The organism is Candidatus Bathyarchaeota archaeon, from assembly GCA_026014805.1.
In the GTDB taxonomy this organism is placed as follows: Archaea; Thermoproteota; Bathyarchaeia; order Bathyarchaeales; family SOJC01; genus JAGLZW01.
The window spans coordinates 70946-86298 of sequence record JAOZHR010000022.1 but is presented as its reverse complement, the minus strand read 5'-3'; the positions used below and the strand labels follow the sequence as shown (position 1 = coordinate 86298).

General features: G+C 43.2%; 13 protein-coding genes and 2 pseudogenes. 8 read left to right on the top strand and 7 right to left on the bottom strand.

Translation table 11 applies throughout. The annotated features are described in order from the left end of the window. The 6 genes from NWE91_05570 to NWE91_05545 all read left to right on the top strand — a co-directional run. Window positions 1-1374, top strand: a 1374-nt coding sequence (locus NWE91_05570; GenBank protein ID MCW3985860.1) for a Ni/Fe hydrogenase subunit alpha, incomplete at its 5' end; no start/stop codon positions are given. Window positions 1375-1386: 12 nt separating this feature from the next. Beyond that, on the top strand, window positions 1387-3822 hold the full coding sequence (locus NWE91_05565) for a hydrogenase iron-sulfur subunit (GenBank protein MCW3985859.1): 2436 nt from the start codon (window positions 1387-1389) through the stop codon (window positions 3820-3822). A 1-nt stretch (window position 3823) separates the two neighbouring features. Then, window positions 3824-4339: a 4Fe-4S dicluster domain-containing protein gene (locus NWE91_05560; protein MCW3985858.1), complete on the top strand. Its 516-nt coding sequence runs from the start codon at window positions 3824-3826 to the stop codon at window positions 4337-4339. Next, on the top strand, window positions 4336-5211 hold the full coding sequence (locus NWE91_05555) for a CoB--CoM heterodisulfide reductase iron-sulfur subunit B family protein (protein MCW3985857.1): 876 nt from the start codon (window positions 4336-4338) through the stop codon (window positions 5209-5211). Before NWE91_05560 ends, NWE91_05555 begins: the two co-directional genes overlap by 4 nt. A 138-nt stretch (window positions 5212-5349) precedes the next feature. Further along, the gene (locus NWE91_05550; GenBank protein ID MCW3985856.1) at window positions 5350-5604 is read left to right on the top strand and encodes a hypothetical protein; all 255 of its coding nucleotides are present in this window, start codon (window positions 5350-5352) and stop codon (window positions 5602-5604) included. Further along, window positions 5588-6679, top strand: a complete 1092-nt coding sequence (locus NWE91_05545; protein ID MCW3985855.1) for a hypothetical protein — start codon at window positions 5588-5590, stop codon at window positions 6677-6679. Before NWE91_05550 ends, NWE91_05545 begins: the two co-directional genes overlap by 17 nt. 743 nt (window positions 6680-7422) lie before the next feature. On the opposite strand, the gene gltA is transcribed toward NWE91_05545, so the two are convergent. The 4 genes from gltA to trxB all read right to left on the bottom strand — a co-directional run bounded on the left by gltA (window position 7423) and on the right by trxB (window position 12525). Next, the gene (gene gltA / locus NWE91_05540) at window positions 7423-8832 is read right to left on the bottom strand and encodes an NADPH-dependent glutamate synthase (protein ID MCW3985854.1); all 1410 of its coding nucleotides are present in this window, start codon (window positions 8830-8832) and stop codon (window positions 7423-7425) included. Then, window positions 8816-9667 (bottom strand): sulfide/dihydroorotate dehydrogenase-like FAD/NAD-binding protein, encoded by an 852-nt coding sequence (locus NWE91_05535; GenBank protein MCW3985853.1) that lies wholly within the window; start codon window positions 9665-9667, stop codon window positions 8816-8818. Before NWE91_05535 ends, gltA begins: the two co-directional genes overlap by 17 nt. 535 nt (window positions 9668-10202) lie before the next feature. After that, on the bottom strand, window positions 10203-11231 hold the full coding sequence (locus NWE91_05530) for a hypothetical protein (GenBank protein ID MCW3985852.1): 1029 nt from the start codon (window positions 11229-11231) through the stop codon (window positions 10203-10205). Between the two features lie 358 nt (window positions 11232-11589). Continuing rightward, a complete protein-coding gene (gene trxB / locus NWE91_05525) occupies window positions 11590-12525 on the bottom strand; it encodes a thioredoxin-disulfide reductase (GenBank protein ID MCW3985851.1) in 936 nt (311 codons plus the stop codon). A 176-nt stretch (window positions 12526-12701) separates the two neighbouring features. On the opposite strand from trxB, the gene NWE91_05520 reads away from it, so the two are divergent. Next, window positions 12702-13250, top strand: a complete 549-nt coding sequence (locus tag NWE91_05520) for a 50S ribosomal protein L15e (protein MCW3985850.1) — start codon at window positions 12702-12704, stop codon at window positions 13248-13250. 146 nt (window positions 13251-13396) lie between these two features. Here the strand turns inward: NWE91_05520 and NWE91_05515 are convergent. From NWE91_05515 to NWE91_05505, 3 genes and pseudogenes are all read right to left on the bottom strand, one after another. Beyond that, window positions 13397-13588, bottom strand: a pseudogene (locus tag NWE91_05515) (ABC transporter permease). A 45-nt stretch (window positions 13589-13633) separates the two neighbouring features. Beyond that, window positions 13634-13755 (bottom strand): annotated as a pseudogene (locus NWE91_05510) (ATP-binding cassette domain-containing protein). Between the two features lie 116 nt (window positions 13756-13871). Beyond that, window positions 13872-14342 carry a pyruvoyl-dependent arginine decarboxylase gene (locus NWE91_05505; protein MCW3985849.1) on the bottom strand — a complete coding sequence of 157 codons (471 nt, stop codon included), beginning with the start codon at window positions 14340-14342 and terminating at the stop codon, window positions 13872-13874. Between the two features lie 308 nt (window positions 14343-14650). Between NWE91_05505 and NWE91_05500 the strand changes: the two genes are divergently transcribed. Continuing rightward, the gene (locus tag NWE91_05500; protein MCW3985848.1) at window positions 14651-15217 is read left to right on the top strand and encodes a hypothetical protein; all 567 of its coding nucleotides are present in this window, start codon (window positions 14651-14653) and stop codon (window positions 15215-15217) included. Window positions 15218-15353 lie beyond the last annotated feature (136 nt).

The window sequence follows — 15353 nt, the reverse complement described above, 5'->3', positions numbered from 1 at the left end:
GTTGCGAACGCCTATATGATAATACCTGAGTTAAGGGGATTCGAGAAGTTCTGCGAGGGAAGAAGAGCTGAAGACTTGCCAATAATAACAACGAGGATATGCGGTGTCTGCCCAGTAGCCCACCACATGGCAGCCGCAAAAGCATGTCACGCTGCGTTCAACGTGGAACCTACAGAGACGGCTAAGAAACTGAGAGAACTTATGTATTGTGGCTACATCATCTACGACCACATATTGCACTTCTACTTCCTAGGTGGACCAGACTTCATCGTAGGACCAGACGCGCCACCTGAGAAAAGAAACATTCTCGGAGTGATAGAAAAGGTGGGCTTGGATATTGCAAAAGAAGTGATTAAACATCGAGCTTATGGACAAAAAATAACGGGCATCCTCGGAGGTAGACCAACTCATCCAGTGAGTGCTTTGCCAGGAGGCGTTTCAAAGCCTTTATCCGAAGAGGAAAGACAAGAAATTGAAAAAATGGTTAGAAGTTGCATGGAGTTCGCAAAGTTCTCTCTGAAAATCTTCGACGACGTGGTTCTTAAGAACAGTGACTACGTAAACTTGATTAAAAGCGAACCGTACGCATTGGAGACCTACTACATGGGAACTGTTGACAAAAACAACAAAGTGAATTTCTACGACGGCGATGTCCGTGTGGTTGACCCTAAAGGAGAAGAGTTTGTCAAATTCGCACCAAACGAATATCTAGATGTTATCGAGGAGCACGTGGAACCATGGACCTACGTCAAATTTCCATACCTCAAGAAAATCGGATGGAAAGGCTTGGTAGCGGGACCGGACAGCGGCATCTACAGAGTTGGACCTCTCGGAAGACTGAATGCTGCGGACGGTATGGCAACGCCCATAGCTCAAAAAGAGTATGAGAGAATGTACAAAACACTCGGTGGAAAACCCGTTCATGCCACCTTGGCTTTCCATTGGGCCAGACTGATAGAACTCATGTATGCCGCTGAACGAGCTTTAGAATTGGTTAGAGACGAGGAAATCACAAGCAAGGATATTAGAAACAAGCCTAGAAATCCAGGCGAAGGAGTTGGAATAGTTGAGGCTGCTAGGGGTACATTAATCCACCATTATATATTAGATGAAAAAGCCTTAGCCAAGAAAGTTAACTTAGTAGTGGCAACAACTCACAATGCGCCAGGAATCTGCATGTCCATTAAAAACGCGGCTAAAGGACTTATACATAACGGCGAAATCAGTGACGGGGTTTTGAACAGGGTGGAAATGGCATTTAGAGCTTATGACCCGTGCTTTGCATGTGCTACCCACTTTGCTATTGGTGAGATGCCTCTGGAAGTTAAGATTTACGATGCCGAGAAAAGACTATTGAAAATGATTAAAAGATGAGAAGGGTTCAAAATGGACAGAGTTAAAGTTGGAGTGTTCCTAGCTGACAGTGGAAAGCAACTCTCTAAAATCTTAGACTACAACGATTTGACAAATTATGTTAAAAACATTTCAGGCGTGGTTTACGTGGCGAGAGGCAGCGAGTTTTGGCGTGGCCAAGGACTACAAAACATAATAAACGCCATAAAAGATGAAAAAATAAATAGAGTCGTCGTGGGGGGGACTCTTCCAAAGCTAAGTGAAGTGAAGATTGCTCAAGCAGTAGAGAATGTTGGTTTCAACCCATATTTGATGGAATTCATCGATCTCAAGGATTACTGTGCAATGCCTCACCAAGAAACACCATCTGAAGCCACAGAAAAAGCTAAAGCCATGCTCCTAGCTGCTATCGAACGTGCAAAGCTTCTCGAGCCTTTGGAAAAACTTGAGTTTCCTGTCCTCAAATCTGTACTGGTCATAGGTGGAGGTATCGCTGGGATGCAGACATCTGTGGACTTGGCAGATTTGGGATTCGAGGTGAACTTGGTTGAAAAGACGGCATTTCTCGGAGGCTTGGCTGCTCGTGCAGGTCGATTCTTCCCAACTGATGACTGCGCCATCTGCATACAGTCTCCCGCCTCAGACTTGAAAACCATCACTCATACTTCACGGAAGTGCATGTACCGCTCTGGTTTCAGCGAGATTCCCAACTTAAGCATATTAACCAATTCAAAAGTCGTAGCAATTGAAGGAGTTCCTGGAAAATATAAAGTTTCGATAGAAAAAAAACCGCGATACATCAACGAGGAATGCATCCGTTGCGATTTGTGCACTACAGTTTGCCCCGTAGAAATACCAGATGAATATAATGCAAAGCTGAAAACCCGCAAAGCCATTTACATGAACATTCCAAACGTTCATCCACCTGTCTACGTCATCGACGACAGCGTATGCAAGTTCCACGACTGTGCCAAGTGCGTTGAAGTCTGTCCTACTAATGCTATTGCGTTGGACCAGAAGACTGAGCATATAACTCTAAACGTGGGCAGCATAGTAGTCGCCACTGGCTTTGAAGAGTTTGATTCCAGCATCATAAAGGAGTATCACTACGATGACTACTCAGACGTAATAACCAATCTTGAGTTTGCCAGGATCCTTGACGGTTTCGGTCCCACTGGGGGTCAAATCATTCGACCTTCAGACCACAAACCTGTCAAGAAAATCGTGATGATTCAATGCGTCGGTTCGCGAGACAGGCGCTACAACTCTTACTGCTCAAGCATCTGCTGTATGATTTCCCTAAAACACGCCACATTAATTAAATCAACCTACCCCAACATAGACGTCACTATATGTTACATAGACATGAGAACCACCGGAAGAGAACACGAACATTACTACGAACGAGCTAGAGAGATGGGAATCAAATTTGTCAAGGGCAGACCAAGCGAAATCTACAAAGACCTAGAAACCAATCAATTAATTGTCGATGTTGAAGACGCTCTTCTACAGAGATTTCTCGAATTAGAAGCCGATTTAGTGGTTTTAGCTCCAGCCATGGTGCCCGCTAAAGGTACTAAAGAACTTGCTGAGATGCTGGGCATCGAATTAGAAGAAGACGGTTTTTTCAAGGAATATAATGCCAAGCTAAGACCAACCGAGACCAAGCTGAAAGGGATATACTTGTGCGGTGGGGCAACATTCCCAAAAGACGCGCCAACTACTTCTTTGCATGCTCACTCAGCAGCACTAAAGGTTATGAAGCTCTTGACTACCGGCAAGATAGTTAAATATCAGAGAACTGCCGTGGTCAACGAGGAATATTGTGGTGACTGTGAATTCTGCCCGGTCACGTGCCCTTACGGAGCGATAAGTTTGGTCCCAACGACTGAAAACCACTTTGTTGCTCAAGTATCTGATCTCTTATGTGAGGGATGTGGCATTTGCGTAGGGACTTGTCCCCTTAACGCTATTGAACTTAGGCATTCGACAACAAACCAGATGTTGGCTCAAATGAAAGCGCTCCTGTCTATAAATGGAACGCCAAAGCCTTTGGTTCTGGCCATATGCTGTTCAGAGTGTGGACACACCGTCGTAGATTCTTCAGGAATGGCCAAGATGCAATACCCAGCCAACGTGAGGGTAATGAAAGTGCCCTGTACGGGAATCCTGCAAATCCATCAATTCTTGGAGGCTTTCAAGGCAGGGGCTCATGGAGTGATGGTTGTAGGATGCAAAAGTGACGGCTGCCACTACGAGGTTGGCATCAAAAAAGCTGAGAAGAAGGTGAAACTTGCTAAAGTTTTGCTAAAGGAGTATGGCATTGAGCCGGAGAGATTGGAGATGTTCAATATGGTGTTTATTGAAGGAAACAAGTTTGCTGAGGCTGCGCGAATGATGAATGATAAGTTAGAGAAGCTAGGTCCATTGCAATTAATGACAGGTTCTCAAGTGGAAGGGGTGACTTAGAATGGAACAAGTGCAAGAGGAAAAAAACACTAACATGGCATTCTCCAGTGTAATTACGAGTCGTTTAGGTGGCAAAACAATAACCCTATGTTACCAGTGTGGAACATGCGCTAGCAGTTGCCCAGTGGCTAAAATCACCCCACGTTTCAACCCGAGAGAAGTCATCAAACTGTCACTCCTAGGAGCAGAAAAGGAGGTTCTTTCAGGTGACTCTATATGGCTTTGCTGTTCATGCTACAACTGTCAAGAACGTTGTCCTCAAAAGGTTGAGATAGCCGACGTAATTTACGCCCTGAGAAACATCGCCTTCAAAAAAGGCTACAGCCCGAATATCTATTCGGAGTTTGCATCCGCTCTATTAAACAACGGACGCATAGTAAAGATTTCCCAATTCGTCGAAAATAAAAGACCAACCCTCGGCTTACCTCCCCTTAAACCAACAGGTGTGGAAGCATTGAGAAAAATTCTTTCTGCGACAGGTTTTGACAAACTGCAACTCAAAGAGGAATCACAATGACTAGCTACGCTTTATTCCTTGGTTGCACCATACCCGCTCGTCAGCCCAACTATGAGTTGTCTGCAAGGAAGACTTTAGGAAAACTTGGAATCGAGCTTGTTGACTTAGACAACATGACGTGCTGTGCACCTCCACCAGTGCAATCCATAAATTTCGAAACCAGTCTAGCCATAGCCGCATACAACATTTGCCTAGCCGAAGAATCTGATCTGAATCTAGTCACGTTGTGCAGCGGTTGCTTTGAATCTCTTGCGATGACAAACAACATGTTAAAGGATGACGAAGAACTAAAGGCGAAGATAAACAAGATTCTATCCCAAGCTGGAAAGGAGTTTCAAGGTGACAAAGAGGTTAAACATTTCCTCCAAGTCTTGATGGACGATGTAGGACTGGAGCGACTTAAGCAAAATGTCTCAAAGCCTTTAAACAACTTAAAGATTGCAGCTTTCTATGGTTGTCACGCGCTTAGGCCAAGCGAGCTTCTGAAACTCGACGATCCAGAACGTCCCCGCATTCTTGAAAGTTTAATTGAAGCATTAGGTGCTGAAAGTGTCGAGTATCGAAACAAGTTGAAGTGTTGTGGCGGGCTTTTGAGGGGGTATTCTGATGATTTGGCGCTCAATCTTGCCAGAGAGAAACTTGAAAACACGTCTAAGGCTGGCGCTGACTGCATTGCAACCCTCTGCCCATTCTGTTTCGTTGCACTGGACATAGGACAGATACAAGTGAGAGCGAAATTCAATAAAAACTACGATATACCAATACTTCATTATTCCGAACTCTTAGCCTTCGCATTGGGCATAGACCCAAAAGAATTAGCACCCGAAATCCACAAGATAAAGACAGACAAGATACTCAGCAAAATATCCTAGAAATAGTACGCGCGTGCATCGGGTCTCAAAATATTGACATAAAAACGCGCCACCCACCAAAAATCAGAAAGAAACTTGTGGTCGCTGTTTTGACGCCCCATGCATGGCTCAAAGAAAGCTTAGCTTTGGCAGAAACAGGTGCAACCACAGCGTCTAGATTCCAGCGATGGATTAACGTGGAGCCTTTATGGCTGTGAAGAATACGAGCTAATTGTTACCATTAAGTCGAAACATTGGAGATTAGTAGAAGATGCAGTTATGCAAAAAGGAGGTGCCCTCTTGAAAATCGGCAGAACTACTGCAGAGAAAGTCCTGCGCCTAAAGTATAGGAGCAAGATGGCTAAAATAGAGGCGCGAGGTTATAAACATTTCAAGTATGAAGGAAGCGGCTAGGTTGATTCAGTCTTGTGACGTTGGAAGTCTTCCTTACACCTATAGGCCAGACAAATTGTTAGAAGGGGCAAACCATTTCGCAGCAAACCTACGCGATGACTCTACCAAGTTTTTTGAACAGATAGTTGTCAACGCTTTTTTGGACAAGCTGAAAGCAGGCATTGCAGTTCCAGCTTTTCCGCAATTTCGTGACATGAATAAAACGTTCCTTTCAACCTTTGAAGGTTTAGAAAAGATAGAAAACGGCTACATTGAAACCGGGCGTCTAACTTTAAAATCGGGGTATGGCAGGCTACCCGAAGTGGTAACTATAGAGAAAAACGCTAGAAAAATTCATGCCCAAACGGACAGCCCCTTTCAGCTTAGAATCTGCATCACTGGACCCTATACGTTAGCCTCATTTTTTCCCTATAGAAACAGCCAAACCTACAGACAACTAGGTGAAGTGCTTTCAGAAACCGTAGAGAAGAACGTTTTTGCAATGAAGCAAGGCAAGGTTGTCCTAGTCTCTGTAGATGAGCCGCTTTTTGGCTTAGTTGACGACCCATCAATAGACAGAGGCACCGAAGGTAGAGAGAGCCTTCTTGCAGCGTGGGAATCCTTAACGAGCAAGGCTAGGAATAAAGGCGTAGAGACTTGCATCCATCTTCACTGCACCTCGGACGACTTGTTTTGGGCAGTCAAGTCACTCAGAATTATAGAGTCACATATGGATGACCCTCTTTATGAAATGAAAACTACTAAGCAGCGGTTGGAAAAGGAGGATAAATTGTTAAAGGCCAGCATAGCCTTAACTGATTTTGATCGATTGATAAGGGAAAAGTTGGGCTCAAATGCATCTGATGATGCTGTCGCAGACGTTTGGAAGAACATTTCAAAGGGGACAGTGAAACCAGAAACCTTTCTAGAAGACGTTGGCATCATGAAGAAACGGCTTATAAGAATAACTGAACGGTTTGGTAAGGAAAGAGTGGTGCTGGCTGGTACAGAATGTGGGTTACGGGGCTACCCAACATATGCCTCTGCAATTAGGTGTTTAAAGCTTGTCTCAAAGGCTGTAAAATCAATTGCTTAGTAATTGGGCGCCACCGTTACACATGTATAGACTTGGGTTACTACCCTCGATTATTTTGTTGCAATATACACACGTTGTTGGAATGGTGGAATGTCACAAATTGAAACGCGCATATCTAATAGTGACTCGTGAATAGAAAAAGGGTTCGCCAGCACACTTTCTCCATTGTCCCGTCTTTTCCGCAGTTTGCATTACATATGCAGATTTTCTAGTGTACTGTGATCTGTCATAGCTGAAATGGGCCTCGTTTGAGAACAAGAGATATATGTAGAATGTTGCTCTATTCATAATTGCGAGTGGGAGGCCTAGATGTAGATTCTTACATCTAAAACTCTTCATTTCCTTATCTCCCACTTCCACTCGCAACTCTTCTCCGAAAACAGACAGCCCAAAAAATTGTGTACACATGATTTGGAATAGATGGTGTCACAGACTTTTTTTATTGGCATCGGATATAGGAGTAGAAAGGTAATGCTAATGATTGATTGTAGATGGCTTTTCATCTATCCTTTGAAGAAAAATAGATTGGAAATGGGTTTAAAATTTTATTCGGGGACTTGAAAAGTTTCGTAGGACATCAAATGGAGGAGAGATAGAATTTACATCATGACAAAATATTCTCAGATGGTGATGTTGATGGAAACCTAGAATAAACTGGGTCTTAACGGTTGTCTGTATTTTAAAGTTGCTGTTTGCGGAATTAAGTCTTATTACTATCTTCTTTGCCATTGAAACGCAAGGAATTACTTTCTGTTCGCCAAATATTCATGGATAGCTCGGGAAGCCTTCTTTCCAGCACCCATAGCACTAATCACTGTAGCCTGACCCGATACAATGTCGCCACCAGCATAAACACCTTCAAGACTGGTCTTTCCAGTCGCCTCATCAACCGATATTGTATCCCACTTTGTAGTCTCCAATCCATCAGTTGTTCGTTGAATCATTGGATTTGGAGTTCTTCCAACTGCGATAATTACCGTGTCTACATCCATAAGAAATTCCGAACCTTCGATTGGAACAGGGCGTCTGCGTCCGGATGCATCGGGTTCTCCGAGTCGCATTTTAATGCACTCCATCTGTTTTACCCAGCCTTTTTCATCGCCAAAAAATCTTTTTGGATTTGTTAGAAGATTAAAGATTATGCCTTCTTCTTCAGCGTTTTCTATCTCTTCGGCACGGGCAGGCATCTCTTTTCTTGACCTGCGATACACTACGTAAACCTCCTCAGCACCAAGTCTCAAAGCGGAACGGGCAGAGTCCATAGCTGTATTGCCAGCGCCAATAACCGCCACTCTTTTTCCAAGCCTTATAGGTGTGTCATATTCTGGAAAAGCATACGACTTCATCAGGTTCACACGAATCAAAAACTCGTTTGCTGAATATATTCCACCAAGGTTCTCACCAGGAAGTCTTAGGAATCGAGAAAGCCCTGCGCCTGTTCCTATAAAAACTGCGTCAAATCCTTTTCTGAAAAGTTCAGGAATCGTAAACAGCCTGCCAATCAGAGCATTAGGTTTAATTGTGACGCCCAACTTTCCAACATAGCCTGCTTCGGATGCCACGATTTTTTTAGGTAGCCTAAACTCTGGTATTCCATAAACAAGCACGCCGCCTGGTTTGTGAAGAGCCTCAAAAATGATAACTTCATGTCCAAGTTTGGCCAAATCTGCGGCAACAGTAAGCCCCGCAGGTCCAGCGCCAATAACCGCCACTTTTTTGCCAGTAAGCGGCTGCCTCGTGGGGGTTTCTACACCTTTTTTCATTTCGTAATCAGCTGCAAATCTTTCCAGTTTTCCAATACTGACAGGTGCACCAGCTTTGCCCATTATGCATTGTTGCTGGCATTGTTCTTCTTGAGGACAAACACGTCCACAAATGGCTGGGAGACTGTTTTTTTCCTTAACTTCCTTTATGGCTTCGTCAAATTCGCGTTCACTAATCAGTTTTACGAAAGCGGGGATATCTATTTCTACTGGGCAACCTTCAATGCATTTTGGTTGTGGACATTGTAAACATCTTTTTGCTTCAGCAACTGCTTGTTCTTCGGTATAGCCAAGTGCCACCTCGTTGAAGTTGCGTATTCTTTCCTCTATTTTTTGTTTAGGCATTGGAACGCTTTCTTTACAAATTTTTGGTTTAGGCTTCTTTTCCATTACAGTTGCCTCTGCATTTTTCCCAGTGCTCTAGAGCAAGTTTTTCTTCGGCAAGAAACGCTCTTTGACGCTTTATTAATTCGTTAAAATCCACTTGGTGGCCGTCAAACTCGGGTCCGTCAAAACATGCGAATCTAACTTTGCCTCCAACTGAAACCCGGCAGACACCGCACATTCCCATTCCATCCACCATTATGGGATTCAAACTAACGATTGTCTTTATTTTGTATGGTCGTGTAACCTCTGCGACTGCTCTCATCATCACAGTCGGACCTATAGCATATACTATGTCTATGGAGTATCCTTTTTCAATCAGTATTTTGAGCATGTCGCAGCCAAATCCTTTGTATCCTTTGGAACCATCATCAGTTGCAATGTAAATTTCGTCGCATATGCGTCTCATTTCCTCTTCTAAAATAAGTAACTTTTCGTTCCGTGCGCCAATTATCGAAATCACTTTGTTTCCTGCCTCTTTGAACGCTTTGGCTATCGGCAGACAAGGTGCAGTGCCAACACCACCGCCAACGATTACGACTGTTCCATAGTTCTTTATGTAGCTTGGATTTCCTAAAGGACCGACCACATCGGACAATTCTTCGTTAACATCCAAGGAGCCAAATTTTTTAGTTGACACACCAACTTCTTGAAAAATCAGCGTTATAGTGCCATTTCTGGGTTCCCAATCGACAAGAGTCAATGGGATTCTTTCCCCCTTTTCATCCACTATTAATATAACAAATTGCCCTGTTTGAGCCTTTTCGGCGATTTCGGGGGCATAAATCTTGGATAGTTTTGTCTGAGGAGCCAATGTCTGCATGGCAACGATTTTGTACATGCCCTCACATCCGATACAGTTTTTGTGTGTATAGAAGTAGTCTACTACATAAAACGAGCTAATAAATTCATTGCAATAAGGGTTTGAGGCGCGGAGGCTGGCAATTTGTCTTCTAAATTGGCACAAGAAAAATTGACTCATAGAAATAGGCTGAAAAGAGAATATGGTGAATGGTGTTAAAGGAAAATTGAATGGCAGAAATAACATGTAACCGCAAGTTTTTTGTACAACTTGACTTCTTAAAAATAATTAGTCACGTTTTTCTAGCCTTGCTTTCTGTGGGAAAAGAAGCTCGCGGAACCTTGAGTCGCCAGCGCACATGCGCAAACGCCCTCTGCGTTGAGATGTTGACTCGGTTCAGGAAGGAGGGGTTCTTCTCCCGCAGAAAGCATTTGTTTTCAAATTGTTAACTTTTATAATAATAAAAAGATGGCAAAAATCAATAAAACCAAATCTCTTTTAGAATGGGAATACTATGGAAGAAAACCATAGGGGTCAACAAAAAAATGGGAAAGTAAAGAGTTGTGCCTGCGCATTATGCTGGTAACGCTATGACGACTAAAGTCCGATACCAAACGACACCCGTGCTGCCTCCCGTTACCCTCCATCGCATCTGAATTGTGTAGAAACCTGCAGTTGCGTTGAAGTAAATGAAATTGTAGGCGTATGAACACATACGATTTACATCAGTTGGAGTGAAATATATATTATGAGGACTCGCATCTGTTCCATTAACCGAAGCGGTTAAATGGATCATTGAACCTGCTGTTGGATTACTTGCTTCACTGCTGAACATTATTAGCAACGTGCTATTCCTTGACAAAGTTATATTCACCGACGTGTAGGGCATGTCCTCCATGATTGATGAGCTTGTGATTACTTCAGAAGTTTGCACTGTAGAATTATATGGAATCGCGTCTGCTGCCAGCTTAAGACTAGTGACTGCGTAATTAGCTATCTTACTGGTTGTAACGGCACCGTTAGCAATCCTAGTCGAGGTTACAGCGCCTGTAGCCATATCTACTGCGGTTATTGTTCCGTCTACTATTTTCGCTGAAGTTACCGAACCGTCAGCCAACTTCACTTCCACAATAGCGTTATCAACAATATTAGATGTTGTAACTGCACCGTCGGCAAGGTCAGCTGTAGTCACGTTTCCATCCGCTATCTTCTCCGACGTCACAGTATCATTCGCCAACTTCACAGTCACTAGGGCACCGTCTGCAATCTTGACTGTAGTAACAGAACCGTCAGCAATTTTAGCTGTTGTTACTGCACCATCTGTGATTTTAACGCTTACAATGGAGCCATCAGCCAAGTCTACTGCCGTTATTGTACCATCCAATATTTTGGCAGAAGTTACTGTTCCATCGGCTAACTTCATAGTTATAATTGTACCATTAGCCATCTTATCCCCTGTGACTACGCCGTCGCCAATTTGGCTAGTACCAATCGGTACAAACGGAACAAAGTATGTAATAGCTAACGTGGTAACTAAAGACAGAATCCACGTTACAACAATTATAGGAACTGCTTTCTTTAATGAAAATATTCCATCAGACAATAAATCACCTCCCATGATTTTAACTTGTCCAGTATTCCATTTTAAGTTGCATTTAAGAATTGTGAAAACAAGCGGTTGTAAAAAACTGAAACTATCAGTTTGGATCTAACCTAAACCCTTTGCAGACTATGCGGGGCGCGCATCTCAAGCTTACCAGCCAATCGCAACCGCACATGTTACCATAGTAGTTCCAGTGTGAGTAATTCCCGTGGGAATCTGTGCGACCGTGAATCCTAAAACAGGAAATCCACCTGTAGCGTGACGGGTAATTGTTTTGTCGGTTATACCGTAAATGGTTGCTTTCGGGATTGTCTTTTGAATATTTATGGCGAGAATTCCGTCGATGCAGTTTAATTTTTTACATCTCTTTATAATAATAAGGTCGTTTAATGTAACCAAAAGCTTCTGTTGCAGCAACTATGGCTTGACCAACAGCCGTTCCAATCTGCTTTACTGACCCGTTAGTTACGTCTCCTGCAGCAAAAACACCTGGGGCATTGGTTCTCTGGCGGACATCAACAATGATATAGCCGCCGTTGTCAACTTCAATCCCTGCCTCTCTGACGAGTTGGGTATTAGGGACTTCGCCGATTTGAACAAATACGCCGTCAATCTCCACCTCGCTTTCCTCTCCAGTTTTGTTGTTCTGCAAAATCACATTTTTCACCACACTGTTGCCTTTGACTTCTTTGACCACCGAATTCCAAAGAAATTCCACATTTTGCCTTTTCAAATTCTCCACAACAGTCAATTCAGCTCTTAACTGATTCCTACGATGCACAAGTTTGACTTTGGCTGCAATGTTTGAAAGATAAAGAGCTGATGTTGCAGCAGAGTTGCCACCTCCAACAACGACTACTTTTTTGTCTTTGAAGAAAGCGCCATCACACAACGCACAGTAACTGACGCCTCTTCCTTGAAACTTGTCCTCGCCCGGTACGTTGAGTTGTCGATTGTGAGTTCCCGTGGTGATAATCACCGCAGACGCGGAGTAAGTATTTGCATTTGTTTTCACAAGCTTCTTTTCGCCTTCAATATCAAGTGACACTGCTTTTTCCAGTTCGTTTATCTGTGCTCCGAATTTTTTGCAGTGGGCAGTCATTTTTTCAATCAGTTCGAGTCCGCTAATTGTTTCGAAGCCTGGATAGTTCTCAACAAGTGGTGTGACTGCTGCTTCGCCGCCTGGCGTTTTCTCTTCAAGTATGAGCGTCTTTAGTCTGCTTCTGCCAGCGTATATTCCTGCTGTTAACCCAGCGGGACCAGCACCTATGATAATTAGGTCCCAGTCTTCCATTTTTCTTCGGTTTTAGGCTACTTAGTCCGTGGCTAATAAATTCATTGCTGGAATGTGCGAAGCAGAAAAAGCTTTATTAGGATTCCTCTTGTTGTTAGCTACAAATCGTTGGCGGACGCTCGAATCCGCTGGAATGTAACCTTAAAGGTTGAACCGCAAACTGGAGAAAACATAGAATGACCTACAAGTATATTTCAGAAGCTTGGGAAAAACCAGAAGCTTCCTATGTGAAAGAACTAATGTGGCACAGACTTATTGAGTGGCGGAAGCAGTCCTCGATTGTTAGAGTTGAAAAACCGACAAGGCTAGATAGAGCAAGGAAATTGGGATACAAAGCTAAGCAAGGCTTCGTTGTAACTAGAGTTAGGATAAGACGAGGGGGCTTAAACAGACCGAGACCCAAGTCAGGTAGAAAACCGAAACGCATGGGCTCTGCTAAATACAAACCTGCAAAAAGCTTTAAACTAATAGCTGAAGAGCGGACGGCGAGAAGGTTTCCGAACTTGGAAGTTCTTAATTCTTACTGGGTTGGAGAAGACGGACGCCACAAGTGGTATGAAATTCTTATGGTTGACCCGGCGCATCCAGTTATCAAAGCAGACAATGATGTCAATTGGATTTGCAAAAAAGTGCACAAAGGACGAGTTTTTCGAGGATTAACCAGTGCAGGAAAGAAGGTGAGAGGACTTCGCCATAAGGGGAAGGGTGCTGAAAAAGCCAGGTAAAGCGCGACCTCTCGCGATTGTTCGCTAAATTTGAGAAAAGATGAACGGCAGATTTGTAGCCATCAGCCCTCTGGACAACTGATTGCAAAACCTCAAATCTCACAGGTTTTGGAGAACACGTCCGGCATAACATTTTACTCTTCTCTCTAATTTGTTATCAGCGCCCCAACTATAATGAGGAACATACCCACACCCAACATTACCGCCGTATTGAACAGAGCACTCGACACATTGCCATACACCATTGAATCTCTCAACCCGCTATTTAAATAGGTCAACGGAAGGACTGTGGCTATCTGCTGCAAGAAATTAGGCATAAACTCCAATGGGAAGAAGCTACCTGAAAGAAAACATCATTGGAAATGTAACTGCATTCCCTGCAGCGTCAGCATCTCTACAGTTGTGGTTTTTCCAGCACCATTGGACCGACAAATGCGAAAACCTCGCCTTTATGAATAGTGAAGGATATGCCATCTGCAACAGTAAGATCTCCATATTTCTTCATGCGAGACTAACTTCAATGGCAATTTCTTTGTGCAATTTTTTCTCCGTTCTCTCCACGAGAGCACAGCCTCGACAATATTAGTCTTTTTGAAGAACATATGCGCGTGTATGAAGTTGTTAGCAATCTAGTGGGCAGTAAATGAGTGTTGCTATGACACATCCATAATGGGCCATAGGCACACGTAAAACTTCAATTCGAGACTTGGTAGTTCCAATTTCTATTCCTCTAATCTCAGCCATCTCCTTGATATTCCACACCAAAGTCTCCTTCAAAGCTCTACGATCCATATATCCATGAGCCTCCGCCACAATACCATATTCTCTATCTTTTTCCCAAACCCATGCAATTCCCGCTCCTATGGTGGTTCCTTCGTCTCCATCCATACGGGCGATGACGGCGTGAGTGATTGCGCCGGCAGGAAGCTTACGCCATTTTCGCTCTTTGCACTCTGGTGGCAGTATAGAGCTGACTGATACTAAGTTGCATTGGGAAATTCCCGCATTTCTTAGGGCAAGGTCGAACGCGTTCAGTTCAGAGACAGGACTGGTCGCTTTGGCGCTTGTTACGAAGAATTCTTTGGGAATCATTTTTTGCTTTTTGCCTCACTGATGTTGAATGCGATTAAGAACACAGTCATATGATTAATGGGTAGGAATGATTGAACAGTGAAAATCTGGAAAGATTCGACTCGCTCAAACAACGGAGTAACAGTATCCAGATTGACCATATTATGAACCTTCATATTGGCGAATACTATTTTCAATGGTCTAAAAGGCTTATTAAATTAATTGGGAAAAAGATAGAGAGACTTAGGAAACGTACATTGCAACACTAAATTGCTTAACTGCTTATCAAGCAATAAAACATATAAGGTATGCAATGAGATATATCAAATATGCAGCCAGCTAAAGATACACCGCCACCACAAAAAGACAAGAAGGAACATGTGCGACGAACCACTATAATCCTCGAAGAAGAAGAACGCAGATACATAGACGAACTCATCAAAGACGGAAAGGAAGCAGGCATAAAACAACTCATCTCTAAAATGTTGGACGTCTACAGAAGCATGATGATCTACGACTGGAAATACCCAGGTGAATACTATGCCGGCATCAGCCGCATTGCCTTCATCAATATAGAATTCGTAAGTACTCTGCTACAATATATTCCTCCAGACCAACACCGCGAAGTGGGCAGAAAAGCAGGTGAAGCAGCAAAAATCAGCATGGAAGCCACCCTAAATCTTGACACAACAGATAAAGAAAAATGGTCAGAAGTTTTCAAACGCCTTCGCATTCAAGGTCTCGGCGATTTCTATCAAAGAGACAAATACATAATCATCAAAACCCCTTACATATACAATCCTGAAGTGCAAAGAGGATATCTTGAAACTCTCCTGGGAGCTACTCTTGAAATTCGTACGAAAAACCCGCCTTTTGTTTATGAAGTCACTACTTAACATCCCATTTTGCGCTTCAAGGAGTTGCTTTCATAAAACTGATGCTGAATAATTGCGTTGAAACTAAGGAAGAAGCAAAATGTGTTTTGGACTCTGCTTTATTTTCTAGGGAATGCTGGTAAGTAGTTGTGATGTT